We start from the raw sequence: 20,876 nt of genomic DNA on the forward strand, positions 1-20,876 counted from the left end.
GCGGGAGCCGGGACCGCCGCTGAAGGCCTCAGGGCAGTTGGTCAGGGGCCGCCGTCAGGCCGTAATAGATGCGTGGGGCGCCGTCCAGCCGGACCTTGACCTTGCCGTCGCGGGCGGTGAGCAGCCGTTCCCTGCCGAGGCAGTCGAGCTCCCGCACCGAGCGCCCGGTGGCGGCCACCTTCAGCTCCGTCTTGGTCGGCCAGTCGTCCACCCACGGTTCCGGCGCGGCGAACCACGTGGCGCCCGGCGCGTGATCGGTGTTGAGCAGGTACCCGTCCTTCCTGCTCCACAGGATCGAGACGGGTCCTTCCGGTGTGTCGAACAACAGTCCCTTCAGGTCGGGGTCGGCCGGCTTCAGCCAGCGGACGAACGTTGCCCGGTCCAGCACCTGCGCGGCCGTGGCGTAGGCGAGCATGGACGGCTTGGCGCTGAGGTCGCGGTTCATGAGCCCGTAGTGGTACTCGGGGTTGGCCGGGTCGGCCATCTGCGGCTTGCCCAGGACACTGTCGTGCAGCTGGTACCAGTTCACGCAGTTCACCCCCTCGGCCTTGGCCAGTGCCAGGGTGAGCAGGACGTTCTCCGCGGCCTGCCGATAGGTGTCGTGCCACCAGCTGTTCGGCTTCGTGCAGGCGTAGGCCTCGGTCAGCCACAACTCTTTGTGCCCGTACTCCGCGATCGTCTCGCGGGCCTTGCGCAGGCCGCCGAGGAAGTTCCAGTAGGAGCCGTTGGTGCCCTGCGTCCACTCCTCGGGAGGCGGCGCGTAGTCCGGTGTGAAGTTGCCCCGGCCCGGGTGGAAGGCGAACCCGTCGATGAGGTCCCAGCCGCCGGCGTCGTGGAAGTTCTTGGTCCAGACGTGATCCATGCCGGCCAGGCCGGCGTTGAGCACCTTGGTGGGCGCTCCCGCGGCGGTCAGCCGGTCGCGTACCGGGCGTAAGCCGTCCCGTACGTACGCGGCGGCGGTCTCGCCGCTCATCCATGGCTTGTTCACCTCGTTGGCGACCTCGAAGTAGTCGGCACCCGACCCGATCGCCTTCTGCGTGTTCGTGTCGGCCCAGGCGGCGACCTCGGCGGCCGTTCCGCCCAGGGGAATTCCGGCGAGTTCGATGTTGTGGCTGATCCCCGCCGCGTCGAGGGCGGCGGGCGGCAGGCCCGGCCCGCCGTCGTAGGAGATGCGGACGCGCTGGATGCCTATGCGCCGCATCAGTGTCACGACGGCGGCGGTGTCGGGCTTGAGCAGCCAGGGGTAGTTGGCGATGCCGAACATGCTGTCGGCGCCGGCCTGATAGGTGTGCGGCGGCAGGACGGCGAGGTTGGTGCGGGCGAACGCGCTGTCGGTGCCCGCGGTGGCGCGTACCTCGGTGAACACGATCCCGCGAGGTGGCGAGGTGACGGTGAAGGTCTGCCTCCAGGCGGCTCCCGCCGCGACCGTGCCGGTCACGCTGCCGCCGGCCAGCGTCTTGCCGTCGAAGTCGCGCGCCCACCACGTCAGCTTCACGCTGCGGGCGGCGCTTCCGCCGTTGGCCACCTCCGCGTGCAGGGCCATGGCCTGGCCGCCGGCGTCCCAGAGGGAGAAGGGCTGGTCGGTCCAGACCTCCACGCCGAGGGGCAGGCCCGCGCCCATGGTGCCGCCCGCGGCCGGCCGCATCGAGCCGAGCACGAGGTCGGCCTCCGTCACGGCCGCGCTCGTGGTTCCGGTGCCCGGGGCGTGGATCCAGGTGGCGTTGGTCCAGGCCGGGGTGGTGGTGGCCAGCCGGAAGTAGGCGCGGGTGTCGGCCCAGGTCTCCTGGTAGACGACCCCGGCATTGGTTTCGTACGGCACTCCGCCCCCGGCGTCGCGGTTCCACGTCGTCAGCGCGGCGAAGGACTCGGGGGCCGAGGGGGAGACGACGGCGCGGCCGAGCATGAAACCGGCCGGGATCAGCGTGGTCGAGCCGCCGACCTCCCAGCGGAGCTTCGCCCGGTGCGCCGCGACGCGGAAGACGCCGCGGACGGTGATTCCTCCGGCCGCGGCGGGGAGTGTGTAGTCGACCTGGATGGCCTGCGTGCCGTCCGGGAGCGTGACGAGCGACGGCGTTCCGCCGGTGGTGCGTTGGATGCCGGTGACGGAGTCCTTGGTCATGAACCCGGTGAGCCTGATCCGCTCGACGCCGCCGCCGTCGCGGACGGTGATGCCGCCGTCGGTGCCGGCGGTCAGTGTGATGCCGTCGGCGGAGATCGAAGGGGTGTCGGCCTGGGCCGGTGTCGTGGGGAGCAACGCTCCCGCGAGCCCGGCGGCCACGGCTCCGCCGAGGAAGCGGCGTCGGGGGATGTCAGACATGAAGATCTCTTCCCTGTCGACCTAATGCGGATTAGGGAGATGTGTAGTACGGCCCGAACGAGAGTGTCAAGGATGATCTGTGCGCTTCACGTAATCTGGCGGTAACGCCTTGACACCCCCTCCTAATGCGGATTAGATGCCACCTAATCCGCATTAGGTAGAGGAGTGGCCATGGATGTATCAGCCTCCAGGAAGTGGATGGCGGGAGCGCTCGTGCTCGCCGCCGCGACGGCGGGCTGCGCGTCCGGCTCGTCGGGTGAGGACTCGGGCACGACCACCATCACCGTGGCGGGCATGCCTCCCACCACCGCCGCCAAGACCCGCAAGCAGTTCCTCGACGCGGTGGCCGCGTTCGAGAAGGCCAACCCCACCATCAAGATCAAACCGACCGACACGCAGTGGGACGCCAGGACGTTCGCGACCAGGCTGGCCGGCGGAAACGCGGAGACGGTGCTGACCGTGCCGCTCACCGAGCCGCCGGGGCTCATCGCCCGGCGCCAGGTCGCCGACCTCAGCGCCGAGATCAAGAGCCTGCCGCACGCCGGAGACTTCGACCCCCGCGCGCTGGCCCCCGCGACCGGCGCGGACGGCAAGGTCTACGGCCTGCCCGTCACCGAGTACGCGCTGGGCCTGGTCTACAACCGCGCCCTGTTCACCAAGGCAGGGCTCGACCCCGACCAGCCGCCGGCCACGTGGGACGAGGTCAGGGCGGCCGCCAAGAAGATCGCCGGCACGGGCGTGGCCGGCTACACGCAGATGACGGTCAAGAACACCGGCGGCTGGATCCTGACCGCGATGACCTACTCCTTCGGCGGGCGGATGGAGAAGCAGGAGGGCGTCAAGCAAGAGGGCGTCAAGCAAGAGGGTGACAAGTACGTGTCCGCGCTCCTGGATGGCCCGGCGGAGCAGGCGCTGCGGCACCTGTCCGCGATGCGCTGGCAGGACGACTCCATGGGCGCCAACCAGCTGCGTACCCAGCAGGACGCGGAGCGCGACTTCGCGGCCGGCAAGATCGGCATGCTGATCGGCACCGTCAACAGCTACAACCGCTACATCACCCTCTACTCCGGCAAACCGGACGACTTCGGCATCGCGGCGCTGCCGCAGCAGGGCGCGGGCAAGGCGACGCTGCTGGGCGGGCTGGTGGCGGCCGTCAACGCCAAGGCCACGGCCGCGCAGCGGGCCGCCGCGGTGAAGTGGATCGACTTCTACTACCTCAAGCCCAACTACGACCCGGCCGCCGCCGAGCAGCTGGCCGTGGCCAACGCGGCGGACAAACTGGCCGTCGGCCTGCCCACGCTGCCGTTCTACGGCACCTCGGTGGCTGGCCCGGTGAACACCGCGATCGCCAAGCACGCCAACATCCCGGTGGCGAACTTCGCGCCCTACGTGAAGGACACCGACAAGCTGGAGTACGTCGTCGAGCCCCCGGTCGCCGCCCAGGACCTGTACGGCGCGCTCGACACCGCCGTACAGGCCGTGCTGACCCGCAAGGACGCCGACCCGCGCGACGAGCTGACCAAGGCGGCGGCCCGAGTCGCCCCGCTGCTTGAGAAAGCACAGTGACCCGGGGCAAAGGCGTCGCGGCCGCGCTGTTCCTCATCCCGACGGTGCTGGTCTTCGGCCTGTTCTCGTGGTGGCCGATCATCCGCAGCGTGGTGCTCGGCTTCCAGCAGACCAACCTGGTCGAGGCGGCGACGTTCGCGGGCCTGGACAACTTCCGCACCCTGCTCGCCGACCCCCTGCTGGGCCTGGCGGTGCGCAACACGCTGCTGTTCACCGGCCTGGCCCTGGTGATCGGCTTCCCGCTGCCGATCTTCCTGGCGGTGCTGATGTCGGAGCTGCGGCGCGGCTCCGGCCTGATGCGGGTGCTGGTCTACCTGCCGGTGGTGGTGCCGCCGGTGGTGGCCGTGCTGATGTGGAAGTGGTTCTACGACCCCGACTCCGGCCTGTTCAACCAGCTGCTCGGATTGGTCGGGCTGGGACCGTACCCCTGGTTGCAGTCCACGGGCATGGCGATGCCGAGCCTGGTCCTGGAGGCGACCTGGGCGGGCGCCGGTGGCGCCGTGCTCATCTACCTGGCCGCGCTGTCCAGCGTGCCCACCGAGTTGTACGAGGCGGCCGAGCTGGACGGCGCGTCCATCTCGCGCAGGCTGTGGCACGTGACACTGCCGCAGCTGCGGCCCATCCTGTTGATCATGCTGCTGCTCCAGGTGATCAACACCTTCCAGGTGTTCACCGAGCCGTTCGTGCTGACCGACGGCGGGCCGGAGGACTCGACGGTCACGGTGCTGCTGCTGATCTATAGGTACGCGTTCGTCAACGGCGACTACGGCACGGCCGCGGCGTTGAGCGTGAGCCTGGCCGTGGTGCTGGCGGCGCTGTCGGCCGTGTACCTGCGGCTCACCAGAACTTGGGGGACGAAGTGAGGGGAGTGATCTCCGAGACCGAACGGCGCGGGATGCGCCTCGGACTGGGCACCACCCAGGTGCTGCTCATCGTGGCCCTGCTCCTGGAGGGTGCCGGGCCGATCTACTGGATCTTCAAGGGCGCGATCTCCTCCACCCAGGAGTCGCTGCGCAGCCCGCTGGCCCTGTGGCCGGCGGACGTTCGCTGGTCGAACCTGGCGGAGGCGTGGACGACCCTGGAGGTCGGCCACTACCTGACGAACACCGTCGTTCTCGTCGCCGGTTCCTGGTTCACCCAGCTGTTCGTCGCGACGACCGGCGCCTACGCGCTGTCGGTCCTGCGGCCCTCCTACGGCAAGTATGTCTACGGCGCGGTCCTGGCGACGCTGTTCCTGCCCGGCACGGTCTCGATGGTCTCGCTGTACCTGACCGTCCTGGACCTGTCCATCGCCAACACCCCGCTGGCGGTGTGGCTGCCCGCCGGTGCGCACGCCTTCAACGTCCTGCTGGTCAAGCAGTTCTTCGACGGCATACCCAAGGAGCTGTTCGAGGCGGCGCGCCTCGACGGCGCCGGGCCGTGGCGGATCTTCACCCGGGTGGTGCTGCCCATGTCGCGGCCGATCTTGGCCGTGGTATCACTGCTGGCTGTCATGAACGCGTGGAAGGACTTCCTCTGGCCCATGATCGCCATCACCGACACCGAGAGCCAGCCCCTGGCGGTGGCCCTGCCCCGGCTGGCCGACACCTCGGACCAGGCCCTGCTCATCGCCGGGATGCTGATCGCGATCATCCCGCCGGTCCTGGTGTTCCTGCTGTTCCAGCGGCAGATCATCCGGGGCATCGCCTTCACGGGGCTGAAGGGATGAGAGTCCTGGTCACCGGCGCGGCCGGCCGCCTCGGCTCCGCCGTACTGGCAGAACTCGCCTCACGCGACATCGCCGTGACCGCGCTCGTCGAGCGGGATCCCGGCCCGCCGGCGGCGGAGCGGGTCGTCGTGGGCGACGCCCGCGACCCGGCCGCCGTCCACGCGGCCCTCGACGGGGCCGACGCCGTCGTGCACACGGCGGCGCTGGCCTCGCCCGAGGTGGCGGCGCCCGAGGTGGTGTTCGCGGCCAACACGCAGGCGACGTTCGTGGTGCTGAACGAGGCGGGAGAGCAAGGGGTACGGCGGGCGGTGATCGCCAGCAGCCTGTCGATCACCGGCCTGCCCTTCGCCAGGTCGCGCCCCAGCCCGCCGTATCTGCCGCTGGACGAGCACGTGCCGTTGCTGATCGAGGACCCGTACGCGCTGTCCAAGCAGGTGGACGAGGCCACGGCGGCGATGATGCACCGGCGGCACGGCATGACCGTCGCCGCGTTGCGCTTCCCCTTCCTCGGCGACCAGGCCAGGCTCGCCGCGCGCGCGGAGCGGCTGGCCGGCGATCCCGCGGCCGGGGCCACGGAGATGTGGAGCTACCTCGACCTGCGCGACGCCGCGCGGGCCTGCCTGCTCGGGCTGACGGCCCCGCTGTCCGGCGCGCCGGTCATCTTCGTCGCCGCGTCCGACACGCTCATGACGACGCCCACCGAGGAACTGCTCGCGGCGCACCACCCCGGCGTGCCGTGCCGTACGGCGTTGCCCGGCAGGGCGGTGGCCATCGATCTCGAACCGGCCAGGCGGCTGCTCGGGTTCACCGCTGTGCATCCGTTTCCAGAGGAGCGACAATAATGATCATGCCGGAGACGCAGGCGCCGTGGCAGGCCAGGGACGGGCTGCGCATCACCGGTGTACGCACGATCGTCACCGCGCCGGGCGGCGTCCCGCTCGTCGTCGTGCGGATCGACACCTCAGAACCCGGCCTGTACGGCCTGGGCTGCGCCACCTTCACCCAGCGCTTCCACGCCGTGGTCGCCGCGATTGAGCACCACATCGCGCCCATGGTCATCGGCCGGCATCCCGCCGACATCGAGGACATCGGCCGGATGCTGCACTACTCCTCGTACTGGCGAGGCGGGCCGGTGCACAACAACGCGCTGTCCGGCATCGACCAGGCATTGTGGGACATCGCCGGCAAACGTTTCGGCGTGCCGGTGTACGAGCTGCTGGGCGGGCGGGTCAGAGCGGCCGCCGCCGTCTACACCGGGGCCCGCGGTGGCGAGGTCGAGGAGTCGATCGAGCGGGCCGCCGCGCTCGCCGAGCAGGGCTACCGCTACGTACGGCTGCAGGCGGGCGGGCCGGGGCTCGGCACGTACGGCGGCGTCGGCACGCCCGGCGGATATCCGGACAGCCCCCACCCCGACGGCTGGGACGTCGGCCACTACCTGCGGAGCACGTCGAAGCTGTTCGAGCGCGCCCGCGAGGTCCTCGGTGACGAACTCGGCCTGCTGCACGACGCGCACAACCGGCTCACGCCGAAGGAGGCCGTGGTGCTCGCGCGGTCGCTGGAGCCGTACCGGCTGTTCTTCCTGGAAGACCCGCTCGCGCCCGAGCACTTCGACCGATTGCCCGAGGTGCGGGCGGCGGCGCCGATGCCGATCGCCTCCGGCGAGCTGGTCTCCTCGGTGACCGACGCGGCGCGGCTCATCACCTCCGGTGGCGTCGACTACCTGCGCCTGCACGTCTCGGCCGTCGGCGGGCTGACGCCCGTGCGCAAGCTCGCCGCGCTGTGCGAGCTGACCGGCGTGCGGACGGCCTGGCACGGGCCGCCGGACGTGTCGCCGGTGGGCGCGGCGGCCAACGTTACGCTCGACGTCACCAGCCCCGCGTTCGGGATCCAGGAGGCGCACGTCTACCCGGAGACCGTGCACGAGGTGTTCCCGGGCACGTTGCGTACGGTGAACGGCTACATCACGCCCTCCGACCGGCCCGGCTGGGGCATCGACCTCGATGAGAGCGCCGCCAGGCGGTACCCGCCGGAGACGCACCTGCACGAGCGGTGGGCCGCGCGGGTGCGCAGGCCCGACGGCGGGCTCGAAGCTCCGTGATCTACTACTTCTTGGGGGATATGCCATGAGACCCAGCGGTCGTCCTCGTCAGGCGGACATCGCTCGCCTGGCCGGCGTCTCACAGCCGACCGTGTCGCTGATCCTCGGCGGCGGCGCCGCCGCCATGGGCATCGCCGAGGAGACCCAGCGCAAGGTCATGGCGGCCGCCGAGCAGCTCGGCTACGTGCCCGACCCGATCGCCACCCGCCTGGCGGCCGGTCAGAACAACCTGCTCGGCCTCTACACCTTCACCTCGACCTTCCCCACGGAGATGTCGCACGCCTACTACCCGTTCCTGGTGGGCATCGAGGAGGAGTCGGCGGCGCAGGGCTACGACCTGCTGATGTTCATCGCCTCCAGCGTCACGGGGGAGCGCCCGCACGCTCAGGTGCTCAACCGGGTACGCCTGGCCGACGGCTGCCTGTTCCTGGGCAGGCACCTGCCCGTGCCGGAGATGGACCGCCTGCTGGCCACCGATCTGCCCGTCGTCTATATAGGGCGGCACGACGAGTTCGGCGACCGCCTGCCCTACGTCGGCGCCGACTACGTCTCCGCCGGCGCCGCCGTGGTGCGGCACCTGGCCGGGCTGGGGCATGGGCGCATCCTGTACGTACGCGAAGCCGACGAGGCGATCACCTCTGTTGACAGGGAGGCGGGCTTCCGACGCGGCATGGACGAATGCGGGCTGGCCGCCGAGGTGGTGCGCACCGACGGCGCCGACCTGACCCCCGACCGGCTGCGCGCCTGGCGCGATCAGGGCGTCACCGCGCTGGTCACCGAGGCCACCGACACCGACGCCGCCCACCGCGCCCTCCTGGCGGCCGCCGAGGGCGCGGGGCTTCGCTTCCCCGACGACCTCTCCCTGGCCACGCTCGGCGACCCCGCCGACCGCCCGGCGGGTCTGACCGGCTTCGCCGTGCCCCGTCGCGAGATGGGGGCCGCGGCCGTCCGGCTGCTCACGAAACTCATCGCGGGAGACCGTACGGTCCCCAGGCACCAGCTCATGACCTGCGAGCTGGAGCCGGGCGAGACCGCGGCACCTCCCCGTTAGTTTTCGCAAAAGCTAGCCCTCTCGAAAGGCAGCACCCATGACCGACATCCTCATCGTCGGCGGTGGGCTCGGCGGCGTCGCCGCGGCCCTGGCCGCCTGCCGCGCGGGCCACGACGTCGTCCTCACCGAGGAGACGGACTGGATCGGCGGCCAGCTCACCGCGCAGGCCGTACCTCCTGACGAGCACCCGTGGATCGAGAGCTACGGCGCCACCGCCACCTATCGTGAGGTGCGCGGCTCCATCCGCGACTACTACCGCCGCTGGTATCCCATGACCGGCGGCGCGCAGCGCTGGCGCGAGCTGAACCCTGGTGCCGGATATGTCAGCAAGTTGTGCCACGAACCACGCGTCTCCCTGGCGGTTCTGCAGGCCATGCTGGCTCCCCACGTGGCCGCCGGGCGCCTGCGCGTCCTCCTCGAACACCGCCCCGTCGAGGTCGAGGTGGACCGTGACCGCGTCAGCGCGGTCACGCTGCTGGACCTCCGCTCCGGCGACTCGCGCACCATCGCCGCCGCCTACGTCCTCGACGCGACGGAGACCGGTGAGTTGCTGCCGCTGGCGAAGACGGAGTACGTCACGGGCGCGGAGGCCCGCGGCGAGCACGACGAGCCGCACGCGCCGGACGAATACCAGCCGCTGAACATGCAGGGCATCACCTACTGCTTCGCCGTCTCCCACCACGAGGGCGAGAACCACGTCATCGACCGGCCCGCGGACTATGGATTCTGGCGCGATTACCGGCCCGACTTCTGGCCTGGCCCATTGCTCGGCTTCAGCGCGCCGGACCCCCGCACCCTGGAGCCCGAGGCTCGCTGGTTCGACCCCAACCCGACCGGTGACCCCCGCGCGGTGCTGGCCGACCAGAGCGCCCAATCAGGGGACAAGGACCTGTGGATGTTCCGCAGGATCCTCGCCCGGGACCTGTTCGAGCCCGGCTTCGCCGCTTCCGACATCACGTTGGTCAACTGGCCGCTGAACGACTACTGGCTGCGCCCGATCATCGAGGTGGACGCCGGCACTGCGGCGCTGGCGCATAAGGAGGCCAAGCAGCTGTCGTTGTCGGTGCTGTACTGGCTCCAGACCGAAGCGCCCCGCCCTGACGGCGGCACCGGTTTTCCCGGGCTCCGGCTCCGCCACGACGTGGTCGGCACCGCCGACGGGCTGGCGAAGTCCGCATATGTCAGGGAATCGAGGCGGATCCGTGCGGTCACCACCGTCACCGAGCACCACGTCTCCAGGGCCATCCTCGGCGGCCGGGGCACGCTGCGGCACCATGACTCCGTCGGAGTCGGCGCGTACCGCATCGACCTGCATCCGTCGACCGGTGGGGACAACTACATCGACATCGCCAGCGTGCCCTTCGAGATCCCGCTCGGCGCGTTGCTGCCGGTCAGGATGCGCAACCTGCTGCCTGCGGGCAAGAACATCGGCACCACGCACATCTCCAACGGGTGTTTCCGCCTGCATCCGGTGGAGTGGAACGTGGGCGAGGCGGCGGGCCGGCTGGCCGCGTACTGCCTGCGCCGGGGGGTGGAGCCGCAGGAGGTCAGGGAGAAGGAGACCTTGCTGGAGGAGTTCACCGGGGAGCTGGACAGGATCGGGGTCGAGCGCCACTGGCCGGCACCGGCGGGCTACTGACCCTGTTTTTGTCGGAGCGGTGGCTCACACTCGCCATGGACACCACCCATCGAGGAGGGGAACCCATGGCGAGGGGATCCAGACGGGGTCGGAGAAAGTCGCGGAGCAGACAGGACATATGGGTCCTGGGAGTCGCGGGTGTGGCCATCGCCGGGGCGGTCGTGGTCTCGTTCGTCCGCGACCATCCGGTCTGGGCGGCGGCGATCGTCTGCCTGGTCCTGGCGGTGCTCGGCGGCGGGCTGCTCCTGCGCTACCAGGCCATTGAGGCACGCAGACGGCAGTTCCTGGCGGCCAACGTCGAGTTGGAGAAGATCGACCGGATGTCCGGATCGCAGTTCGAGCACCTGGTCGCCCAGCGGATGATCGCCGATGGCTTCCGGCAGGTCCGCGAACGCGGCCGTAGCGGCGACGGTGGGGTGGACATCACCGCCGTCGCTCCCGGACACGGGAAGTACGCCATCCAGTGCAAGCGCTACAGCAAGACCGTCGGCGCGCCCGACGTCCGCAACTTCCTGGGCGCGCTCGCCAACACCTTCGCCGGGCACATCGGCGTCCTGGTCACCTCGGGGCAGCTGACCCGTCAGGCCCGGCTGGAGGCGCTCGGCGCCCGGGAGCCGCTGATCCTGGTCGAACGCGATCGCCTGGCGGACTGGCTGCTGGGCACGGTCTCGCTCCTGCCCGAACGGCCGAAGGGGGTCCTGATCGAAGGAGAGGAACCCGCGGGCTGAAGTGCTGCACTGTCGCAGGTCAAACTACGCTTCCCGGCCGGCGTGTGCTCGGCGCGGATGGCGCTCTATGCGGCTTCTGGATGTTCTCTGTATGGCTCATCCGCACTCTTGATCTCCAGCAAGAGCGCTTGGAACGACCCCATAGACCCATGCGCGGCTCCGGCACGCGTTGAAAGGATTGGTATGAGACCCAAAGCTGTGCTCACGGCGGGGTTCGCCCTGTTCATCTGTCTTGCGTCCGGCCAGGGCGCGTTAGCGAGCACGACGGGGGCCGAGGCCACTCCGACGCCGTCCGCCACGCCCACCGCCACCCCCACCCCTACGCCGACCTCTGGGACGGACAACAACGACCCGCCGAACCAGGTGGAGGGGCCGCAGGTGTCGACCCTGGCCGCCCCGCGTTTCCAGCTCCCCTTCCCCTGCGGCCAGAAGTGGACCGGCAACTCCAGCGGCAGCAGCGCGCACCGGTCGTATGAGATCGACTTCAACCGGGGCAGCACGGCGAACGCCGACCTCGGCGACACCGTGGTCGCCGCCGCGGCGGGCACCGTGGTCATCTCGGCCCACCAGGGCTCGACCAACGGCTACGGGAACCTGGTCAAGATCGACCACGGCGGCGGCTACACGACCTTCTACGCGCACCTGAACTCGCGCGCCGTCGCCGCGGGCGCCAAGGTCACCCAGGGCCAGAAGATCGGCGCGGTCGGCAACACCAGCAAGCCGGGCAACGGCATCTCGCCGCACCTGCACTTCGAGGTGCGCAAGGGCAGCAGCTACCCCTCGAACATCCAGAAGGCCGTCTTCAACGGGGCCACGTTCGGCTACCCGAACCAGACCCTCACCTCCAAGAACTGCGGAGGCGGCAGCGGCGGCAACCCGAACACCGCCGAGTCGGTGTGCGGCAGCGGCTACAAGGTGATCGACTCGGCCGCCCTGGGCACGGCCGGCAAGGTCTACCTGCTGTTCAACTCGGCCAACGGCAAGAACTGCGTGGCCACCATCAAGTCGACCTCCCTCGGCAAGGCCACCGCCACCAGCGCCTACCTGGAGGTGAAGGGCAAGACGCGGGCCACCGACACGGGCAATTTCACCTACTACGCGGGCCCGGTAGTCGCCAGCGCGGCGGACAAGTGCGTCAAGTGGGGCGGCAAGGCCGGTGCGTCCACCTACAACAGCCCCTTCGAACACTGCACCTGACGTGCACCGCGCCTGACGTTTGAGCCATGAGCGCCGCCGCCCTTTCATGGGTGGCGGCGCTTTTTCTGGCGCCTGGGCTGATGCAACTATGGTGCGTTATTCGCCGTACTTCTTCGCATAGAGGGTTATCAGCGTGGAGGTGCTGACCCGGCTGCCGCCGGCAGGGGATTGCCGGGTGACGACCCAGTTGCGGTCGTACACCTGGAAACGGTTCTGGCCGGTGGCGTCCTTGTCGTTGAGGATGTAGAAGCCCGCTGCTTGCAACCTGTCTTGGCCTGCTTGGAGGTTCATGCCGACGACATTCGGCAGCTTCTTCTTCGACGCCTTCGCCTCTGTGGTCGGGCTGGGCTTTTTCGCTTTGGTGGCCTTGGTTGCGGTGGCGGTGGGTGCTTGATCTGACCCGGCGACCGTCTTGCCCGGTGCGGGCAAGTTGATGGGCCCACACGCGGTGAGGCAAATGATGACGAAGAGGGCGGGGAGTGCTGGGCGAAGTTGCCGCATCGGTGTGTCCTCAGATCGCGAAGAAACGGAACGCACCGTTAGACGATCAAGCGTGAGAGATGGTTTCGGCAATCGGCCCGCTACGTGCAGGCCATAAGGCGCCTAGCCGCTAAGGGCTTTCGACCACAAAACTAAGTGGTGGTCTATTCGAACTCCAAGAAGCTGGCTGTCTCAGGATTCGTTGTCATCGCGGCGTACGACGACGGATCCCCTGCCGGGCTTGGTGATGATCAGCTGACGTTCGCGAAGGATGGCGAACGCTTTGCGGATGGTGTCACGGCCGACGGCGAAGTAGCCCTGGAGTTGTACCTCGGACAGCACAGTACGCGGCGGGTAGTCGCCGGCTTGGATGCGCTCTCCAACCCAGTCGGCTATCTGCTCGTATCGGTAGAACTCGGGGTTCCAGTCGTCGGAAGTCCAGGGCGTGTCAGGCAACATCACAGGCGGACTCTAGACCGTCACCTACTTACATACATAGACCAAACAGTACAGGTCGCGTCCAGGCTAGTCCTAGACAGGTGGGTATAGGTGAGCCCAAGGTTGTGCCACAACGGAGGCAGGCGAAAGGAGTTCAGGCGATGGAGCTGTATGGCGGTTATCTCGGGGAGGTGTCGTTCGGCGGGATGCGCGGTGGCGATCAGGGCGAGGAGGAGGGCGAGAGTTGTGTTCTGATCGTCTCGATTCCTGACATAGAGGACGCCGGAGCTCTGCATGGCTCGAAGGCCTCGGCCAGTACGGGAGCGCCTGAGTAAGTCCATCCCGTGTCCGGAACTTGATAACGCGATCCTCCTTGGAGATCAGCATGATCATGGAGGAATTCCATGGCCCGCACCTGAAGCCCCTACGAAAGGGGTACACCGCGATCGACTGGTCCGACTCGGTGGCCAGAAGCAACTCCGTCAGGGTCCGAAGCCACACGTGCGAATGCTTGATCACGGTGTACGAGTTCTGCGTGGCGGGCGGACTCGGCCACATCCGCCGTACGGAGAGGTCGTCGGAGGGCATCCGTCTCAGTGAGAGTCCTTGGCTTCGGGTCGCCGACGCGAAGCGGCTGTGGGAACGGCTCCTTCAGGGGCACGCCCAGTAGTGCTGGTGGCCCTATGTAAGCGAGCATTCCAACTTCGGAGTCTTCCCCGGAGTTCTTAAGAGCATGGACCGTTTTGAGGGGTTCCAGGAGTTCGTGCGTGCCCGTCAGCAATCGCTGATGCGGACGGCGTACCTGCTCACTGGAGACACCCATCTCGCCGAGGATCTGTTGCAGACGGTCCTCACCCGTGTCGCCTCACACTGGCCCAAGCTCACCAAGGGCAGGCGTACGCCCGTAAGGCCCTGGTCAACCAGAACATCTCCTGGCGCAGACGCAAGCGGGTCGAGCTGCCGGGAAGCGAGTTGCCGGAGGTCGGCCAGTCGCACGACGAGGCGACCGTGCGGCGGCTCGCCTTGCTTCAGGCGCTCGCCCAGCTCACCCCGAAACAGCGGACGGTGATCGTGCTGCGTTACTACGAAGATCGCACCGAACACGAGACCGCCCAGCTCATGGGCGTCTCGCTGGGCACGGTCAAGAGTCAGACGCATTACGCGCTGTCGAAGCTGCGCGCGCTCACCCCGCAGGAGGTGGACAGATGAACACGCTCCGTGATGATCTGCACGAGCTGGCCGCCCACGTTCCCGACGTCGACCTGGCCGACCTGGCGATCAGGGGAGCGCGCCGCCGCAGCCGTGTGGTCCGCCTGTCGCTGGCCGCCGCAGCCGCGGTGGTCGTCGGGATCGCCGGCGGCTCCGTCATACTGCTCCAGCAAGAGGTACGGCGGGTGCCGCCGGTCGTACTCACACCACCGGAGACCAAGGCGCTCCCGCTGCCCGAGAAGGGGGTCGCGCCGGTACAGCAGGCTTATCGGCCGTCCTGCGCAGAAGGGTGCAAGCAGGACGGGTGGCGCATCGTCACCCAAAGCGGCGAAATCTACCAGCTACCCGCCGGACCGGGGCCGGTGACGGCCACGGCTGACGGTCGCCGGATCGCCTACTACAGCGTGCAGAGCCGCGGCATCGTGGTGCGCGACCTGGCCAGTGGCCGGATCTGGAAGTCACCGCTGAAGCAGCCGAAGGAGGACTTCGCCGACGAGTACGCCCTTCGGATGTCACCCAACGGGTTGCGTTTCATCGTCTCCGGTTGGGGTGGCCGGCGTCAGCCGAAAATGCTCGTGGACGTCGAGCAGGGGACAGTGGAGGAACTGGACAAGGGCTGGTGGCCGGTGAGCGTGGCAGATGGTGACGGCCCGGTGGTGCTGGCCAAGCCGTACGACAACACCACCCAGGTCTGGGTGCGTGGCCATAAGCCGGTCACCATCCCCGACTTCACCTACGCTTTCAGCGCCTTGAACCCCGATGGCCGCACGCTCGTTCGAGTGGGGCAGGTCCTGCGCCGTACGGCGCCCATGGTGCGGAGAGACGGAACGATCGTCATCTTCGACGCCCTCACCGGGGCCACCCAGAAGCGGGTGGCGGTGTCCGGCCTTCCGGAGGACATGCTGCCGGACAAGCTGGGCGGTTGGTTGACGGCCGACGAGATCACGCTGATCGCCGTCGAGCAGTCGTCCACGAGCGGTGCGTCAGAGGTGGCCTACGCGGTGAATGTGCGGACGGGGAAGGCCCGTGAGCTCTTCCCGCTCCACGCGGAAGGTAAGTACGCCGTTCCCGGCGTGGTGGGTTGATCCGGCGGCTGCGGATCAGTCGCCGGTATTGCCTGGTCATCTGTATCGCTGGGGGATGACCAGGCCGGGGCGTTCATCGTCCCAGGCCATGGAACTCATCTTCCACTCGCCCGCCAACCGGACGAACTGAGTTGAGATGAGGCCTTCTACGGTGAACCGCGCCCCGTTCAAGACGCCCTCTTTCCGGTAGGTGCTGAAACGATGAGCCACGTTGCCGAATGTCTCCGTTGTCGCCGCCGACTCGGTTTCGCGGAAGGACGTGAGCTCGCCCGCCTCGAACAGCTTGCCGCGAGAAGTCGCGAATTGGGCGACGGTGAGGATTTCCGGGTCACCGGGACCGCTCCTGATCAGCCTGCCGTCCATGATGAAGAGATCGTGGATCGCGGCGTAGGACGGCCGGCCACCCTTGTCGAACGAGACCGCCTTGAAGAAGGATTCGATCAATTCTCTAAGCTCGTCCATGAACGAGACCCTTTCACTGGATCAGCAGCTAGTCACCAGGGGTTCGCGAGATCCTGGCCTCGGTGCGGCGGAAACTTCCCGAAATCACCTGATCGGGATGGGTTTGGGGTTCTAGAGTCTGTCCGTGGCTCATGAGGACGAGGCGACGGTGGTCTGGGTGACCGAGGCGGAGGCGGCGGCCAATGTGCAGGCCGTTTCCGCCAGCATGATGGGGTGTGCCTCATTGAGGCGCATTCTCCGATCTAATCCTCTGTGCCACCAACCACAACCATATATAGCCGCCGAGGCATACCAGTTGAAGCGGGATCAGAGCCAGCACCAGCCAGCGAGGAAAGTCGAAGAGGGCAATGCTAGCCATGGCCATCAGAAACACCGCTAGCAAGCAGGCGGCCTTGGCAATCAGAGTGAAGTACGCCCATCCATGCATTCCAGGTCATCCGCCGGGGCCTTCCTGAAGAACTGGTTGCGAGGGCGGAGTAGTTCCACCCAATTGGGCGTTCTGCCGAACTGTCACTGTAGATCAAGGACGCCACCCCCGCTTCACATCGGCGTGATAGGCCATAGAAAGCACCCCTTGAGGGCCTTTCGCTCCGTCTGCTCGACGTGGCCGTCATCGCGGCTGCTGAGCGCCGTCGAGTACTCCCGAAGCTCACCGTGATCGACGGTCCTTCTTCTTGAGCATGTAGTGCGGGTACTTCAGTCGTGGCTCTACCAGTGACACCACGACTGGTGCCGGCCAGTGGAGCTCCTCCAGGGTGAAGAAAGAGCTGACGTCCCGGAGCCGGCGAGGTCAGGGTGTCCTTGGGCTGCTGAAGTCCAGCATGCGTGTCGCGACGTGCAGCGCGGGACATGACAAGGTCGTCATGCTCGCGAACGTCGACCGTCGCGCCGTTCTCGGGCTCAAATTCGCTGCCATTGTGCCGGAACGGCTGGCACTGGACATGCGGGTAGGCGGCCACGGAACGCGAGCATCCCGTGGCCGCCGAAGCCGAAGAGGTTACTTCAGGCCGTACGCGCGGTCGACGGTCTGGGTGACCGTGCCGCCAGTCTTGTCTTCAGCGTTCACCCGCAGTGATACGAAGCCGCTGGTGGCGGCCAGTGCTGGGTGGAGGATGCGCACTCGGAAACGGCCGTCGCCGAGCTTGCGCACGTTCTCGGCCTGGCGCCAGGTGGTGCCGTCGTCGACGGAGTACTCCACCCGGGCCGAGCGTGCCTCCGAAGCCGAACGCGCCGCCGGGCGGGCGGTCAGCTCGAAGGTGAAAGGCCGACCGGAAGCGGCCCGGTTGAGCAGGTCCACCGGCAGGTCGTACCTGAGCACCAAAGCGGGCTGGAACGCGCAGGCCGGACCGAAGGAGCAGGAGGAGCCGCGCGGCTTGCCGGACGGCTCTCCCGGCGAGGTGAATCGCCAGCCGGAGGTCACCTTGGGGGACAGCGGCCGGTAGGTGGTGTCCACCGTGTCCAGCCGGTAGGCGGCGGAGCCCGCGGGCACGGTGAAGGAGCGGGGACCCCAGCCCTGCACCGGGATCTCGGTGCCGCCCACCATGAGACGGGGCGCGGAGGAGACCGTGCTCAGGTCGCTGTAGTGGCGCGGGTCCGAGTCCAGCCACTGCTCGGCGGGTACGAACCGGTCTCCGTCCCGGCACAGCGCGCACGGCACCGGCACCTCCGACTGCGCGGCGCCGGGCACCAGCGGGGCCTTGAACCAGTTCTCGTCCGTGCGGCCCGCCCGTCCGAACGTGTCCTGCGACCGGAGCTCCAGGCCCTGGTTGCCGACCGAGCGTGACCAGCGCACGTCATCGCGGACCGGGCCGTAGTACTCGGTACGTTCGAATGGCATCGTCACCCACTGGCCGAACGACAGCTCGGCGGCACCGGCGGACGACGTCACCAGCAGATGTCCCTGGGCGTTCGGCTGGTCGGCGTGGTAGCGGGTCTCGACGCGGGCCAGGCGGTCCTGGTCCAGCTTCTCCGGCTTGCGGGGGATCTTCCCCTTCGAGTCGTACCGCAACCGGTAGAAAGAGGGCTCCCCGGAGTACGGCGTGAGCCGCAGGGAGGTCGCCCCACGCTGGACGACGGCCCGCAGCGAGCGACCCTGCGCCGCGTCCAGCCCGAACCGCAGGAACCTGGTGTCGGCGAAGCCCGGCAGCCGCGTCCCGGCCCCGTCGGCGTCGTAGAAGCCGATGAAACCGGCGGCGCCGCCCTGTTTGGCCAGCGCGGACGCCTCGTCCATCCGCGGGGTCGCGTCGCTGTACGGTGTCGGGCCGGCGCCCAGCGGCACTCCCACCAGGGCCAGCTTGCCGGTGAGGTCCAGGCCCTCGAAGTCCGCCGGCCTGCCCTGACCGGCGTAGACCAGGGGATAGGCGGTGGGCTTGGTGATGAGCGAGCGGACCGTGTCGACCTCGTAGGACGGGTCGAGGGTGAGCTGGCCCGCCGTGGCGTCGGCCAGCACGCCGGGCTCCATCTGCCACATGTGCGACAGGCTCATCGTGCCCGCCTTGACCGACGACACCGGCGTGGCGTACAGGTCCACGTGCCTGCCGTTCTCCGTGCTCGCCGTGATCGTGACGGGGGAGGGGCGGTCGGTGAAGGTCCGGACGTACTGGACCTTACCCTCGGCGTCCATGGGGGTGCGCGAGGTCGGCTTGAGCGGGACGGTGTCGCGGGCGTCCAGCTCGAGGGTCTGGTCGTCCTTCAGAGTCACGTCGCGGATGACCAGGGAGGTGCGGGTCCTCATGTAGGTCTCGTTCGCGACGGCGATCACCTCGTAGTCGCCGTCCGGGAGGTACTGCTCGCCGTTCCCGGTCAGGTCGAGGCGGCCGTAGTAGTACGCGTACGGATGGAAGGGGTCATCCGGGCTGTTGCTCCGCCGCAGCGGGACGATGTAGACCAGCGGCCCGAGCCGCCCGCCCTGGCCGGGACGGGAGGAGAACTCCTTGGCGCCGTACGAGTTGGTCAGGGAGATCTTCAGCAGGTGCGTGTCCGGGCCGGTGTAGTAGCTGAAGGGCGTGGCCAGCCGGGCGTCGCCCGCGGTCGCGGTGACCCAGCCGCCGTAGGCGCCCTCGGGGCCGAGGGCCGGGTTCACGGTGAGGTCGACGGTGGCGGTGCCGTTCGCGGGGACGGTGACGGTCTCCGCGCCCAGGCGGATCGCGCCCGCCGGGGTGGGGCCGCCGCTCCAGGCGCGGGTGTCGGCCTTCAGCGCGAGCGTGACGGGCGCGGCGCCGGTGTTACGGTACGTGACCTTCTTGGTGACGCTGCCCTTGTCCCGTTCGAGGCGGAGGAAGTCGACGACCGGGTCGGCGAAGACGCTCTGGGTGACCGCGCGCCCGAGGTCCAGCCGTCCGCCGCCCTCCTCGAACCAGTTGTGCTCCGCGTTGCGCGCCGAGGTGGAGACGAGGGCGGCGCTCAGCTCGTCGGCGTCCCAGTCGGGATGCTGCTGGGCCAGCACCGCCGCGGCGCCCGCGACGTGCGGCGTGGCCATCGAGGTACCGCTGAAGGAGGTGTAGCGGTCGTTGCCCGGAATGGACGGCTGGCCGGAGGTGCCGGAGCGGGCGGCGACGATGTTGACGCCGGGAGCCACGATGTTCGGCTTGACCGCGGCGTCATCGAGGCGGGGCCCGATGCTGGAGAAGGGGGCCAGGGTCGTACCGGTGACCTTGTCCACCGCGCCGACCGCGAGCGCCTTGTCGGCGGCGGCGGGGACGCTCACCGTCTGGGGCTCGCCCTCGTTGCCCGCGGCGGCGACGAACAGCGTGCCGTACTTCTTCGTCAGCTCGTTGACCGCCTGGCTCGTCGGGTCCGTGCCGTCTCCGCAGCACACGCCGAGACTCATGTTCACCACGTCGGCGCCCTGGGCCGAGGCCCACTCCATGCCCGCGATCAGCCAGGACAGCTCGCCGTAGCCGTCGTCGTCGAGCACCTTGCCGACGAGCAGCGACGCGGCGGGCGCGACTCCCCGGTACTTGCCGTCGGAGGCCGCGCCGGAGCCGGCGATGGTGGAGGCGACGTGGGTGCCGTGGCCGACCACGTCGGTGGTGTCCGGGGTGGTGGAGAAGTTCTCGGTGGCGAGGATGCGGCCGGCGAAGTCGGGGTGCCCGGCGTCGATGCCGGTGTCGAGGACCGCCACCTTGGTGCCGGCGCCGTCGAAGCCCTTCTGCCACGCGGTGGGGGCGCCGATGAGCGGGACGCTCTGGTCGAGGGACGCCTTGACGCGGCGGTCCAGCCAGATCTTGGAGATGCCGCTCTTGAGCGCTGTACCCGGCTGGAGCGCTGACCACAGCTTGCCGGACTCGGCGGTCCGCACCGTCACGGCCGCGCCGTGGATGATGTCGAGCGTCCGGGTGCTCTCGGTGCCGGGCAGGGCTTCGGCGGCCTTCGCGCCGGGGTTGCCGCTGTACGTGATGATCAGGGGGATCGCCTTGGCGCGGTTCTCCCGTACGAGTGTCTCGACGTCGAACAGCTCCTCGTCGAGCGTGCCCGCGGCCACCAGGTCGGCGGCGTCGGACGGCATGACCAGGGTGCCTCCGTCGCGGTGGGGCAGCGTGGCGAACGTCACCGTCGAGCCGTCGGGCCGGGGCGCGGCCAGGGTGGCTAATTTCGGCGGCTCGCCGTTCTCGCCCGGCGTGAAGTCGACGACGTCGCCGGTGATCAGGGTGACGGTGCTGGGCTTGGTGGGTTTTGCGGGGTTGGTCGTGGTGGGCGGGGTCGCCGAGCTGGGTGTGGCGGTGGTGCAGAGCACGAGTGCCATACCGGTGAACACCGCGGCGATGCGGTTGTGGAACAAAAGAGAGGTCCTTTTGGTCTTTTGGGAGCGCTCCCAAGCGGCGCGCCTTGCTTGGTGATCTTTATATCGTGCGCCGCTTCCGCAGAGCTTCCGGGTCTCTTCACGAAGCCGCCGCCCC

At 68.8% G+C, this 20,876-nt stretch carries 17 protein-coding genes and 1 pseudogene; 13 read left to right on the forward strand and 5 right to left on the reverse strand.

Annotated elements, in window-relative coordinates; translation table 11 throughout:
* Positions 1 to 28: 28 nt before the first annotated feature.
* Complete coding sequence (locus ACGFJ2_RS38450; protein ID WP_393476950.1) at positions 29 to 2,317, reverse strand: hypothetical protein; 2,289 nt, start codon at positions 2,315 to 2,317, stop codon at positions 29 to 31.
* 171 nt (positions 2,318 to 2,488) lie between these two features.
* On the opposite strand from ACGFJ2_RS38450, the gene ACGFJ2_RS38455 reads away from it, so the two are divergent.
* From ACGFJ2_RS38455 to ACGFJ2_RS38495, 9 genes are all read left to right on the forward strand, one after another.
* Positions 2,489 to 3,883 carry an ABC transporter substrate-binding protein gene (locus ACGFJ2_RS38455; protein ID WP_393476953.1) on the forward strand — a complete coding sequence of 465 codons (1,395 nt, stop codon included), beginning with the start codon at positions 2,489 to 2,491 and terminating at the stop codon, positions 3,881 to 3,883.
* Positions 3,880 to 4,746 (forward strand): carbohydrate ABC transporter permease, encoded by an 867-nt coding sequence (locus ACGFJ2_RS38460; RefSeq protein WP_393476956.1) that lies wholly within the window; start codon positions 3,880 to 3,882, stop codon positions 4,744 to 4,746. The genes ACGFJ2_RS38455 and ACGFJ2_RS38460 overlap by 4 nt, the downstream gene beginning before the upstream one ends.
* A gap of 5 nt (positions 4,747 to 4,751) precedes the next feature.
* Positions 4,752 to 5,591, forward strand: a complete 840-nt coding sequence (locus tag ACGFJ2_RS38465; RefSeq protein WP_358545101.1) for a carbohydrate ABC transporter permease — start codon at positions 4,752 to 4,754, stop codon at positions 5,589 to 5,591.
* Positions 5,588 to 6,433: an NAD(P)-dependent oxidoreductase gene (locus ACGFJ2_RS38470; protein ID WP_358174886.1), complete on the forward strand. Its 846-nt coding sequence runs from the start codon at positions 5,588 to 5,590 to the stop codon at positions 6,431 to 6,433. Before ACGFJ2_RS38465 ends, ACGFJ2_RS38470 begins: the two co-directional genes overlap by 4 nt.
* Positions 6,434 to 6,438: 5 nt before the next feature.
* Positions 6,439 to 7,689, forward strand: coding sequence for an enolase C-terminal domain-like protein (locus ACGFJ2_RS38475; protein WP_393476960.1), 1,251 nt, complete (start codon positions 6,439 to 6,441; stop codon positions 7,687 to 7,689).
* Positions 7,690 to 7,714: 25 nt separating this feature from the next.
* Positions 7,715 to 8,740 carry a LacI family DNA-binding transcriptional regulator gene (locus ACGFJ2_RS38480; RefSeq protein ID WP_393476963.1) on the forward strand — a complete coding sequence of 342 codons (1,026 nt, stop codon included), beginning with the start codon at positions 7,715 to 7,717 and terminating at the stop codon, positions 8,738 to 8,740.
* 37 nt (positions 8,741 to 8,777) lie between these two features.
* Positions 8,778 to 10,379 carry an FAD-dependent oxidoreductase gene (locus tag ACGFJ2_RS38485; protein ID WP_393476966.1) on the forward strand — a complete coding sequence of 534 codons (1,602 nt, stop codon included), beginning with the start codon at positions 8,778 to 8,780 and terminating at the stop codon, positions 10,377 to 10,379.
* Between the two features lie 140 nt (positions 10,380 to 10,519).
* Positions 10,520 to 11,107, forward strand: coding sequence for a restriction endonuclease (locus ACGFJ2_RS38490; RefSeq protein WP_393476969.1), 588 nt, complete (start codon positions 10,520 to 10,522; stop codon positions 11,105 to 11,107).
* Between the two features lie 183 nt (positions 11,108 to 11,290).
* Complete coding sequence (locus ACGFJ2_RS38495) at positions 11,291 to 12,304, forward strand: M23 family metallopeptidase (protein WP_357940454.1); 1,014 nt, start codon at positions 11,291 to 11,293, stop codon at positions 12,302 to 12,304.
* Positions 12,305 to 12,400: 96 nt separating this feature from the next.
* Here ACGFJ2_RS38495 and ACGFJ2_RS38500 read toward each other — a convergent pair whose 3' ends face one another.
* Positions 12,401 to 12,805 (reverse strand): PASTA domain-containing protein, encoded by a 405-nt coding sequence (locus ACGFJ2_RS38500; RefSeq protein WP_357940456.1) that lies wholly within the window; start codon positions 12,803 to 12,805, stop codon positions 12,401 to 12,403.
* Positions 12,806 to 12,976: 171 nt separating this feature from the next.
* The gene (locus ACGFJ2_RS38505) at positions 12,977 to 13,243 is read right to left on the reverse strand and encodes a winged helix-turn-helix domain-containing protein (protein WP_357941471.1); all 267 of its coding nucleotides are present in this window, start codon (positions 13,241 to 13,243) and stop codon (positions 12,977 to 12,979) included.
* Between the two features lie 140 nt (positions 13,244 to 13,383).
* On the opposite strand from ACGFJ2_RS38505, the gene ACGFJ2_RS38510 reads away from it, so the two are divergent.
* The 4 genes and pseudogenes from ACGFJ2_RS38510 to ACGFJ2_RS38525 all read left to right on the forward strand — a co-directional run bounded on the left by ACGFJ2_RS38510 (position 13,384) and on the right by ACGFJ2_RS38525 (position 15,516).
* Entirely contained in the window at positions 13,384 to 13,557 is a 174-nt protein-coding gene (locus ACGFJ2_RS38510; RefSeq protein ID WP_357940458.1) for a hypothetical protein, read from the forward strand.
* Between the two features lie 452 nt (positions 13,558 to 14,009).
* Positions 14,010 to 14,090 (forward strand): annotated as a pseudogene (locus ACGFJ2_RS38515) (SigE family RNA polymerase sigma factor); the annotation flags it as partial.
* 59 nt (positions 14,091 to 14,149) lie between these two features.
* Positions 14,150 to 14,431, forward strand: a complete 282-nt coding sequence (locus ACGFJ2_RS38520) for a sigma-70 family RNA polymerase sigma factor (RefSeq protein ID WP_393477152.1) — start codon at positions 14,150 to 14,152, stop codon at positions 14,429 to 14,431.
* Entirely contained in the window at positions 14,428 to 15,516 is a 1,089-nt protein-coding gene (locus ACGFJ2_RS38525) for a hypothetical protein (protein ID WP_393476973.1), read from the forward strand. The genes ACGFJ2_RS38520 and ACGFJ2_RS38525 overlap by 4 nt, the downstream gene beginning before the upstream one ends.
* A 36-nt stretch (positions 15,517 to 15,552) precedes the next feature.
* Here the strand turns inward: ACGFJ2_RS38525 and ACGFJ2_RS38530 are convergent, their stop codons facing one another.
* Both ACGFJ2_RS38530 and ACGFJ2_RS38535 read right to left on the reverse strand, forming a co-directional pair.
* Positions 15,553 to 15,978, reverse strand: a complete 426-nt coding sequence (locus ACGFJ2_RS38530; protein WP_358545121.1) for a DUF4440 domain-containing protein — start codon at positions 15,976 to 15,978, stop codon at positions 15,553 to 15,555.
* Between the two features lie 997 nt (positions 15,979 to 16,975).
* Positions 16,976 to 20,758 carry a S8 family serine peptidase gene (locus ACGFJ2_RS38535; protein WP_393476976.1) on the reverse strand — a complete coding sequence of 1,261 codons (3,783 nt, stop codon included), beginning with the start codon at positions 20,756 to 20,758 and terminating at the stop codon, positions 16,976 to 16,978.
* Positions 20,759 to 20,876: the final 118 nt, after the last annotated feature.

It is taken from the genome of Nonomuraea sp. NPDC049028 (assembly GCF_043197735.1).
In the GTDB taxonomy this organism is placed as follows: domain Bacteria; phylum Actinomycetota; class Actinomycetes; order Streptosporangiales; family Streptosporangiaceae; genus Nonomuraea.